The sequence below is a fragment of the Aequorivita sp. 609 genome, from assembly GCF_014212065.1.
GTDB classification, from domain to species: domain Bacteria; phylum Bacteroidota; class Bacteroidia; order Flavobacteriales; family Flavobacteriaceae; genus Aequorivita; species Aequorivita sinensis.
This window is the reverse complement of record NZ_JACJVM010000001.1, coordinates 1-9,857: the sequence shown is the minus strand read 5'-3', so window position 1 is coordinate 9,857 and position 9,857 is coordinate 1. Positions and strand designations below refer to the sequence as shown.

Here is a 9,857-nt window from a genome sequence, read left to right as displayed (position 1 = left end):
CTTCTCCTTATTTCTGTAAAATTTAAAATTATAAGTTCAGATTGGGTCATTTTCTTTGTTTTCGGGAATGTCGTTTTACATTACAGCCAACGGCAGTCTGTCTCAAAACTACACTAATTTTTCTTTTAAATTCAGTTTCAGGTTTAAGATTTCCGTATTTCATGAATTTTATAAAATTTCTCGGGAATTCGATTTTTAAAGCTTGCTGAGTGGATAATTGGGTTATAGCAAGCAACATAACCCCTAAAAACGAATTGAGCGCAGCGCAAACGGCCGTTATATCGAACTTTACACCGAGATTAAAGAGTCGTTTAAGGTTGTAGGCAAGGGTCATCAAGCCGGCATCTGCCGAAGCCACGGCTATCTTTTGCGACTTTTACCGCCCGTGGGCCACCGCTACACTGGCAAGAGCAAATCAAAAAACAGTTAAACAGACCTATATAAAAAAACGTGAATCCCGACGTAACGGGACTCCTATGGCCAAAAAGAAAGTAAACGACCAAACAAACCTGAAAAACAGTGTAGAAAAACTACAAAATGTACAGTGTGCTTTAAGTCCTTAGCAAAAATTGAGGTAAACGATCCCAAATCAGGGAAAACCGACTCCTGAAAACCCATCCCAAACTAGACCAATCCCCATAAGGGCAAACCGACATACACCGGTTCAGTCAACACTGCATTCATGTTGGGTCGTACCGACCACACGAATGCTTAGTTATTGTGAGTTGTTTTTTAAACTCTTACTAGTTTCATTAGAGGTTCAAAAGAATATAAAGCAGGCCTCCTACCAGACGATTCTTCTCTTGTGAAAATTAGATTATTGTCTAGCAATATCCTTGTAAATCTTGCTGCGGTTGGAGCCGGAATACCGCTGTTAGATGTAAATTTATTATTCCTAAATACGGGGTTTGTAAAAATATAATCTAATGCATTTACACTCCATTTTGAAGAGAGTATTTCTGAAAAGACACTTTTCATTTCTTCATATAAATCTTTAATACTTTCAGCTACTTCTAAATTTCTCATTGCCTGTTTTTCTACAGCATTTAAAAAGAATTTACACCAACTTTCCCAATCTCCATTTTCTGATACATTTCGCATTGTATCAATATATAAATTTTTATTTTCTTCTAAATATCCACTTATGTAAAAATGAGGTGCAGAAATCACACCACTAGACCATAAGAGTAATGTTATAAGCATTCTACCAATTCTACCGTTTCCATCTTGAAATGGGTGTAGCGCTTCAAATTCTATGTGCATTAAAGCTGTTTTTATTAGAATTGGGTGGTCACTGTTATTTAAATAGTCAAATAATTTTTCTAATCCATCATTTAACTTTTCAGGACTTATTGGAATGAATAAAATATTCTTTTTTAGTTTATCTGCTAAATAGTTTTGTTCCTTTTTAAATTCTCTTGGTGATTTTGTAGCTCCTCTACCAAAAAACAATAATTGTTGGTGAATAGCTCTAATAAGTGTTGATGATAGGCTATAGCCATCTTGCATTGATTTTTGAGCATTTATTAATGCTCGTTGATACAAAATTGTTTCAAATACTTCTGAACGAGTGTTTTGTAATTGTGCCGATTCTCCATTTTCATCTGCTTCAAATTTTAATATCTCATCCATTGTACTAACTGTTCCTTCCATTCTAGAGGAGATAACGGCTTCTTGATTTCTTAAAGGAGCTAGTAATATTTCACTATTATGAATGTTTTTTAACATTTGATCATATCGAGCAATTGCATCTGTTGCTTTAATCAACTCGGTAATAAAGTTTCCATAAGCTAATTCTTGCGGAGGAAATTTATCGTAATGGTAATTTACGGCATTCTCTAAATTTAATTCCATATTTATTTTTCGATATATATTAACATAAAAACCATTTGAGGTTAAAAATATCTCAAATATGATTCTCAAAACAAATATATGTATAAATATTTACATCAAACCACTTTGATTATCATTTTTTGATAATTTTGATACTCAATGAAGTTTGATATGAAAGAATTAATCTCAAAATATTTAGAATATCATATTTTTTTGTTTTTGATAAACAAGAGAATTTGATGTAAATATATTTACCTTAAACTGCTTTGGTTATCACTTTTTTTGAATTTTGATAGTAAAGGAGGTTTTTGCTTAAAATTATGTAGACTTTATTCAAGACGGGTCAAAATAACTCACAACGGCAGTCTGTCTCAAAACTACACTAATTTTCCTTTAAATTCAGTTTCAGGGTTAAGATTTCCGTATTTCATGAATTTTATGAAATTTCTCGGGAATGCGAATTTTAAAGCTTCCTGAGTGGATAATTGGGTTATAGCAAGCAATATAACCCCTAAAAACGAATTGAGCGCAGCGCAAACGGCCGTTATATCGAACTTTACACCGAGATTAAAGAGTCGTTTAAGGTTGTAGGCAAGGGTCATCAAGCCGGCATCTGCCGAAGCCACGGCTATCTTTTGCGACTTTTACCGCCCGTGGGCCACCGCTACACTGGCAAGAGCAAATCAAAAAACAGTTAAACAGACCCATATAAAAAAAACGTGAATCCCGACGTAACGGGACTCCTATGGCCAAAATGAAAGTAAACGACCAAACAAACCTGAAAAACAGTGGAGAAAAACTACAAAATGTACAGTGTGCTATAATTCCTTAGCAAAAATTGAGGTAAACGATCCCAAATCAGGGAAAACCGACTCCTGAAAACCCATCCCAAACTAGACCAATCCCCATAAGGGCAAACCGACATACACCGGTTCAGTCAACACTGCATTCATGTTGGGTCGTACCGACCACACGAATGCTTAGTTATTAGCTGTAGTTTTTCTTGTTCGCATTTTCTATAAATTTTTCAACAGCTTTATTGTTGTCCGATTCTCGTTTAGTTAAGATGTCATCTATTATTTTTCTAACCGTTTTCTTTTCGTGAATTGGTTTGAATTCAAAATGAGTATCGAAGACAATTAAATATATTTCAAATACAATTTTAACTATAACGTTTATCAATTCCTCCGTTGCTTTTAAAGTCAATTCAGAGTTGTTAATTACATTTTCATAATTATTGTCAGTATGTGCATAAAGCTTAAATCTCAAACTACTGACTTGTTTTATTGATTCATTCTGTTTTTTCAATTTAGTTTCCCATTCACTAATTTTTGATTCATCTATTTTTAATGATTGATAAATCCCTCCTTTTTTTAGTTTTCTTATTAGATGATGAAGGTTGTATTTGTCAGTTTCTTTATTGTCATTAGTCAACTTATGAAGTTCTATAATTGTTACACGCCAAAGTGCATATCTCGTAAATGAAAAGAAACCTGAATTAGAAATATATTTTAAATGTTTTTCATCTAAATTATTGTCCGTTTTCGGATAGTTTAGGTAATAACAAAATTCAAAGGACTGAAGGAAAGTAATAATACTTTTAGTAATCTTATCTAGGTCTCTTTTTAATTGTTCCTTCTTGTTCATTCAAAATTACAGCTAACGGCAGTCTGTCTCAAAACTACACTAATTTTCCTTTAAATTCAGTTTCAGGGTTAAGATTTCCGTATTTCATGAATTTTATGAAATTTCTCGGGAATGCGATTTTTAAAGCTTGCTGAGTGGATAATTAGGCTATAGCAAGCAACATAATTTTCAAAAATATATAAGATGTGCCAAAATGAAAATTAGAAAAATCAATTTCTAAAAACCCATCCCAAACTAGACCAATCCCCATAAGGGCAAACCGACATACACTGGTTCAGTCAACACTGCATTCATGTTGGGTCGTGCCGACCACACGAATGCTTAGTTATTACCTGCTGGTTTTTAACTCGGTACGCTTTTTAAAAATCAGATAAAACATTAGTAATAATCCTAGTCCTAATACCACAAAAAAAGAAATTATTTTAATCGTGTTAAATTCGGATAATCTATTGTCGATAATCGGTGAAATCAAAAAATAAATTAAGTTATATTCCATATGTGTAAAAATTGTCAACCATAGATTGTTGGTTTTTAGATAAATGTAACCAAGAAATAATCCTCCTAGAAAAGTTGAAAGAAAACCTGAATCTGTTACACTATGTGCAAGACCAAAAATCAATGCCGAAATCCATAGGGCTTTTGAAAACCCTTTTGAATTAAGTAATTTTTGGGCAACAATTCTACGAAAATAAAATTCCTCCAAAATTCCCAAAAGTATAATCATTAATGTTAATTCGATTAATTCTTTTGCTGTACGATTAACTTCGCCAGTCCATTCCCAATCAAAAAAGTTATATACAAATATTAGAGTGAAATAGTTAAGTAAGTAAAGACCGATTACGCCAATAAATATTGGTAATATCAATTGAATCTTAAATATCCTTTTTTGTTTTTCAGGTAATGCCGTTGCCCTAAATTTTAGTAAAAAAAGTCCAGCTAAAATAATTGATGATACATTCCCTATCCTAGTAAACCAAAGATTATTTAATTGAGAAGAAAATTTAAATCCAATCATTAAAATAATAAAACTCAAGATTAAATTCAGATAAAGATTTTTGGTCATAGGTTAGTCAACGTTCAATTTTGTTTTTGAATTCTTGAGTCTGGTCAAACTTGCAGGTAACGGCAGTCTGTCTCAAAACTACACTAATTTTCTTTTAAATTCAGTTTCAGGGTTAAGATTTCCGTATTTCATTAATTTTATAAAATTTCTCGGGAATGCGATTTTTAAAGCTTCCTGAGTGGATAATTGGGTTATAGCAAGCAACATAACCCCTAAAAACGAATTGAGCGCAGCGCAAACGGCAGTTATATCGAACTTTACACCGAGATTAAAGAGTCGTTTAAGGTTGTAGGCAAGGGTCATCAAGCCGACATCTGCCGAAGCCACGGCTATCTTTTGCGACTTTTACAGCCCGTGGGCCACCGCTACACTGGCAAGAGCAAATCAAAAAACAGTTAAACAGACCTATATAAAAAAACGTGAATCCCGACGTAACGGGACTCCTATGGCCAAAATGAAAGTAAACGACCAAACAACCCTGAAAAACAGTGGAGAAAAACTACAAAATGTACAGTGCGCTATAATTCCTTAGCAAAAAAAGAGGTAAACAATCCCAAATCTGGGAAAACCGACTCCTGAAAATCCTTCCCAAACTAGACCAATCCCCATAAGGGCAAACCGACATACACCGGTTCAGTCAACACTGCATTCATGTTGGGTCGTACCGACCACACGAATGCTTAGTTATTGGCAACAGTTTTTTTATTAATTCAGTTATAGCTTTGTATTTAAATCTTGTCTTCCGACAATTGCCATTATTTCGACAATATTCTCATTTATTTTGTAATAAATACTATCAACTCCACATACGCAACGTCTGTATCCTTTTTTTATGTAATCCACTGATTCAAAGGAAAAAGGTCGCTCTGCAATAATGTCAAAATACTCAAAGAACGTTTCGAAATATTTGTCAGCTTGAGTCATTCCAAATTTTTCAACTCCATAATGGTGAATCCGAATCAAGTCGTTTTTTGCTTCGTTGGTCAATCTATATTTAGCCATTAAGCAAAGACTTTGATTGCGCTAAAATACTTTCTTTACTATCATTTGTAAATCCACTATTTTCAGCTTTTTCCAATTTTGCTCGAATCCAGTCAATTTGGACTTGCTGCTTTCGGGCCTGTCTAATCAAATCATTGACCAATTCGCTTTTGCTTGAATATTCTTTATTGTCCACTTGGGTTTTTAGCCACTCATCGTTTGGTTTTGTAAATGATATACTTTGTCTTGACATAATTTTATTGTTAATTGATGTAAATATACACCAAAATCGAATCATTTTCAAATTGTTGCCAACGGCAGTCTGTCTCAAAACTACACTAATTTTCTTTTAAATTCAGTTGCAGGGTTAAGATTTCCGTATTTCATGAATTTTATGAAATTTCTCGGGAATGCGATTTTTAAAGCTTGCTGATTGGATAATTGGGTTATAGCAAGCAATATAACCCCTAAAAACGAATTGAGCGCAGCGCAAACGGCCGTTATATCGAACTTTACACCGAGATTAAAGAGTCGTTTAAGGTTGTAGGCAAGGGTCATCAAGCCGGCATATGCTGAAGCCACGGCTATCTTTTGCGACTTTTACAGCCCGTGGGCCACCGCTACACTGGCAAGAGCAAATCAAAAAACAGTTAAACAGACCTATATGAAAAAACGTGAATCCCGACGTAACGGAACTCCTATGGCCAAAATGAAAGTAAACGACCAAACAAACCTGAAAAACAGTGGAGAAAAACTACAAAATGTACAGTGCGCTATAATTCCTTAGCAAAAATTGAGGTCAACGATCCCAAATCAGGGAAAACCGACTCCTGAAAACCCATCCCAAACTAGACCAATCCCCATAAGGGCAAACCGACATACACCAGTTTAGTCAACACTGCATTCATGTTGGGTCGTACCGACCACACGAATGCTTAGTTATTGTGTGCAGTTTTTAATTATTGAAATATATTTTTAATTTCTCATTAGTTTTAGCAAAACTTATTGTTTCTTGGGATTTTCTGTTTTTATTCAGCTCTATGGACTTATTCATTTCTTGAAATTTGTCCTCGTCCATATTATGTTTTAAATACGGTTTTATTCTTTCGTCATAATTATCAAATATTTCTATGATACTAGAATAACCTTCTAGTGATGTTTTGTTTTTTATGAATATTTTAAATAATTCAAGCCCCTTATTTTTTCTGTTTAATTCATATTCACACATAATTAATCTTAATTTAAAAATATCAGTACTTGGAAAATTTTTAATATAGTTTTTAGATACTTTTTTACATTTTTTAAAGTCCTTTTTATTGTAGAAATAATAATCTATTTGATACAAAGGAAATGCAATATCATAAAATTCATTTGTTTGAATATAATTATGATTTTTTTCAAAAGTTATTTTATTTAGTTTGATGTATAGTTTGTATAAATCATTAAAATGCATTGTTAGAACAGTTAGGTTTTTTTTATAGTGGATTTCTATATTTTGACTGTTCAATATTTTCTTAATCTTTTCAAGAGTAATTAATTCATTAGTACTCAAAAATTCGGTAAAAAAATATAGTTCTTCAATTTTTTTTAATATTAGAAATTTGAATTTTTCTAAATCTTCTCCAATTGATATCATATAAGATTTATACTCGAAATTATTTATTTTATTTGTGTCGTAACATTTATTTATTAACCCAATTTCTATATCCTCTTTTTTTAAAGTCCCATCAAGTACTTTTCGGTTATATAATATGTTTATGTTACTAGAATTCTTGAAAATGGTTCTAAATATTCCAAACAGACTTGTTGTGATTGATTCTAAATCTTGGTTTATTTTAGGTCTAATTTTTTTTAATCGCTTTTTTTTAGGTAGATAAGAAAAGAATATCCAAAAAATTGTTGCCGAAACGAGAGATAGAATTATTGTTTTTAGAATGTCATATAGTAACTCCATTTTCAATTATTATAATGGTTTCTCAAATTGCACACAACGGCAGTCTGTCTCAAAACTACACTAATTTTCCTTTAAATTCAGTTGCAGGGTTAAGATTTCCGTATTTCATGAATTTTATGAAATTTCTCGGGAATGCGATTTTTAAAGCTTGCTGAGTGGATAATTGGGTTATTGCAAGCAACATAACCCCTAAAAACGAATTGAGCGCAGCGCAAACGGCCGTTATATCGAACTTTACACCGAGATTAAAGAGTCGTTTAAGGTTGTAGGCAAGGGTCATCAAGCCGGCATCTGCCGAAGCCACGGCTATCTTTTGCGACTTTTACAGCCCGTGGGCCACCGCTACACTGGCAAGAGCAAATCAAAAAACAGTTAAACAGACCTATATAAAAAAACGTGAATCCCGACGTAACGGGACTCCTATGGCCAAAATGAAAGTAAACGACCAAACAAATCTAAAAAACAGTGGAGAAAAACTACAAAATGTACAGTGCGCTATAATTCCTTAGCAAAAATTGAGGTAAACGATCCCAAATCAGGGAAAACCGACTCCTGAAAACCCATCCCAAACTAGACCAATCCCCATAAGGGCAAACCGACATACACCGGTTCAGTCAACACTGCATTCATGTTGGGTCGTACCCACCACACGAATGCTTAGTTATTAGCAAAAGTATTTTTTAATCTATCTCCTTGTATGTTATTCTTAACATCATTGGCAAAGTTGTTTCAATATCTTTCCATTTAACCTCTATTTTAGAAGGTAAACCTTGTTCATTGTACGAATATAACCATTTTGTTTCATCAATAAATTCAGTCATATTATTCGTGGATAACTGTCTTTGTAAATCTGCTAATTCATAAAATGGCAGAGGCTCATATATGAAAAGATAGTCAAGATTGAAGTTTGGTCTCAAATTATTGTCATAACTAAATTCTTGAATGGTAGTTATTTTTGTTTCTGGTATTGGATTCCCTAATAAATCCGATTCAGGTCTTTCGTATAAATATTTAATCACATTTCCTGAATAGTCATAGATAATGGAATCTTTGTAGGCCATAGTACCCAAGTTGTATTTTATAGTTCCTATTAAATTGTCATTCTTATATCTGTAATTAGAGTTAGTTGAAATAAGTTGCCCGTATTTATATATTTCTGTTTTTATTATTTTGCCATTAGAATTGTAGAAGATATAGGTTTCATAGTTAAACATATTGTGCGAAATATCTTTATGAATAATTTTTGAAATACGTCCGTTATGATATTCAAATTCATCTGAATAAGATGCCCATTCTTGTTGATAGTTATTACCCAAATGTTCAGTTACATACTTTTTTATAAGTCTATTTTCGTTGTCATAAAAGTATTCCGCTATGAGGTCATTGTTGTAATTATATATTTTATCAACTAAATATTTTGTTTCACTTCCTTGAAACACATCATCATCCTTTTGACAACTGAATAAAGTAAGTAAGCTTGTCAAAACGAAAATTTCTTTAATGAAGAGTAGACGATATTTCATAATTCTGGTTTTATATTTTTGCTAACGGTCTCGGCTATGAGTAGTTGCGTGGTTTAGCACTTAACTTAGCAAGTACAAACCAAACTGAAAATTCGCGAGGATTTTCAGAAGTAGGCGAGAACAAGCAATTACTTATAGCCATTGTTGTAAGCAGTTTTTATTTTATTCGTTTTTTAATGAGTATTATTTGTCCGAGATGATAATATGAGTGTTCAATCATAGCGTCAATATTTCGGTAATAAGTCCCATATTGTTTATCTACAAAGTCCGACAATATTTTTTCTTCTGACATATTTTCAACGAGTTCGATAAATTCATCTGCGTCAAGACAAAACTTACTCACTAAATTTTGCCAATCTTGTTCAGATTTTATGGGTGGATAATCAAAACTATATTTGTCCCGTATATCCAGTGTTCCGCCTTTTAGAACTTTTTTCACGCCAGCTATGTAGTAATCAATGTGAAAAATCAAATCAGCAATAGTGTTAAAGTCATCTATTTTTTGAGTTGCTTGTTTCCAATCAAGGTCAATTATTTGTTCTTTGAAATTTGTACCTAAAACCCATTTTCCTTCAGTAAAAATTTCCTTTAGTCGGTTAGCTAAGTATTCGTTTAATTTCATTTTATCTTAACACCTTTATATTTTAGGCGGTTTTCTCAAATTGCTTACAACGGCAGTCTGTCTCAAAACTACACTAATTTTCCTTTAAATTCAGTTTCAGGGTTAAGATTTCTGTATTTCATGAATTTTATGAAATTTCTCGGGAATGCGATTTTTAAAGCTTGCTGAGTGGATAATTGGGTTATAGCAAGCAACATAACCCCTAAAAACGAATTGAGCGCAGCGCAAACGGCC

Annotated in this window: 14 protein-coding genes; 1 reads left to right on the top strand and 13 read right to left on the bottom strand. The window is 32.8% G+C overall.

What is annotated here, in order from left to right; translation table 11 throughout:
- Positions 1-46: 46 nt before the first annotated feature.
- The 9 genes from H4O20_RS00065 to H4O20_RS00025 form a co-directional block, all read right to left on the bottom strand.
- On the bottom strand, positions 47-358 hold the full coding sequence (locus tag H4O20_RS00065) for a hypothetical protein (protein WP_185097889.1): 312 nt from the start codon (positions 356-358) through the stop codon (positions 47-49).
- A 374-nt stretch (positions 359-732) separates the two neighbouring features.
- On the bottom strand, positions 733-1,854 hold the full coding sequence (locus tag H4O20_RS00060; protein ID WP_185097888.1) for a Fic family protein: 1,122 nt from the start codon (positions 1,852-1,854) through the stop codon (positions 733-735).
- A gap of 356 nt (positions 1,855-2,210) precedes the next feature.
- The gene (locus tag H4O20_RS00055) at positions 2,211-2,459 is read right to left on the bottom strand and encodes a hypothetical protein (RefSeq protein ID WP_185097887.1); all 249 of its coding nucleotides are present in this window, start codon (positions 2,457-2,459) and stop codon (positions 2,211-2,213) included.
- Positions 2,460-2,820: 361 nt separating this feature from the next.
- Positions 2,821-3,480 carry a hypothetical protein gene (locus H4O20_RS00050; protein WP_185097886.1) on the bottom strand — a complete coding sequence of 220 codons (660 nt, stop codon included), beginning with the start codon at positions 3,478-3,480 and terminating at the stop codon, positions 2,821-2,823.
- Positions 3,481-3,808: 328 nt separating this feature from the next.
- Positions 3,809-4,543: a CPBP family intramembrane glutamic endopeptidase gene (locus H4O20_RS00045; protein ID WP_185097885.1), complete on the bottom strand. Its 735-nt coding sequence runs from the start codon at positions 4,541-4,543 to the stop codon at positions 3,809-3,811.
- Positions 4,544-4,621: 78 nt separating this feature from the next.
- Positions 4,622-4,870, bottom strand: a complete 249-nt coding sequence (locus H4O20_RS00040) for a hypothetical protein (RefSeq protein WP_185097884.1) — start codon at positions 4,868-4,870, stop codon at positions 4,622-4,624.
- Between the two features lie 387 nt (positions 4,871-5,257).
- A complete protein-coding gene (locus H4O20_RS00035) occupies positions 5,258-5,545 on the bottom strand; it encodes a type II toxin-antitoxin system RelE/ParE family toxin (RefSeq protein ID WP_110476661.1) in 288 nt (95 codons plus the stop codon).
- Positions 5,538-5,777, bottom strand: coding sequence for a CopG family transcriptional regulator (locus tag H4O20_RS00030; RefSeq protein ID WP_110476660.1), 240 nt, complete (start codon positions 5,775-5,777; stop codon positions 5,538-5,540). Before H4O20_RS00030 ends, H4O20_RS00035 begins: the two co-directional genes overlap by 8 nt.
- An 80-nt stretch (positions 5,778-5,857) precedes the next feature.
- The gene (locus tag H4O20_RS00025; RefSeq protein ID WP_185097883.1) at positions 5,858-6,106 is read right to left on the bottom strand and encodes a hypothetical protein; all 249 of its coding nucleotides are present in this window, start codon (positions 6,104-6,106) and stop codon (positions 5,858-5,860) included.
- An 82-nt stretch (positions 6,107-6,188) separates the two neighbouring features.
- On the opposite strand from H4O20_RS00025, the gene H4O20_RS15065 reads away from it, so the two are divergent.
- Entirely contained in the window at positions 6,189-6,311 is a 123-nt protein-coding gene (locus H4O20_RS15065) for a hypothetical protein (protein ID WP_260402618.1), read from the top strand.
- Between the two features lie 168 nt (positions 6,312-6,479).
- Here the strand turns inward: H4O20_RS15065 and H4O20_RS00020 are convergent, their stop codons facing one another.
- The 4 genes from H4O20_RS00020 to H4O20_RS00005 all read right to left on the bottom strand — a co-directional run bounded on the left by H4O20_RS00020 (position 6,480) and on the right by H4O20_RS00005 (position 9,623).
- Positions 6,480-7,478, bottom strand: a complete 999-nt coding sequence (locus H4O20_RS00020; protein WP_185097882.1) for a hypothetical protein — start codon at positions 7,476-7,478, stop codon at positions 6,480-6,482.
- Between the two features lie 55 nt (positions 7,479-7,533).
- Entirely contained in the window at positions 7,534-7,782 is a 249-nt protein-coding gene (locus tag H4O20_RS00015) for a hypothetical protein (RefSeq protein ID WP_185097881.1), read from the bottom strand.
- A 376-nt stretch (positions 7,783-8,158) separates the two neighbouring features.
- A complete protein-coding gene (locus tag H4O20_RS00010) occupies positions 8,159-9,001 on the bottom strand; it encodes a hypothetical protein (protein WP_185097880.1) in 843 nt (280 codons plus the stop codon).
- A 157-nt stretch (positions 9,002-9,158) separates the two neighbouring features.
- A complete protein-coding gene (locus tag H4O20_RS00005) occupies positions 9,159-9,623 on the bottom strand; it encodes a DUF1572 domain-containing protein (RefSeq protein WP_185097879.1) in 465 nt (154 codons plus the stop codon).
- Between the last annotated feature and the right edge of the window lie 234 nt (positions 9,624-9,857).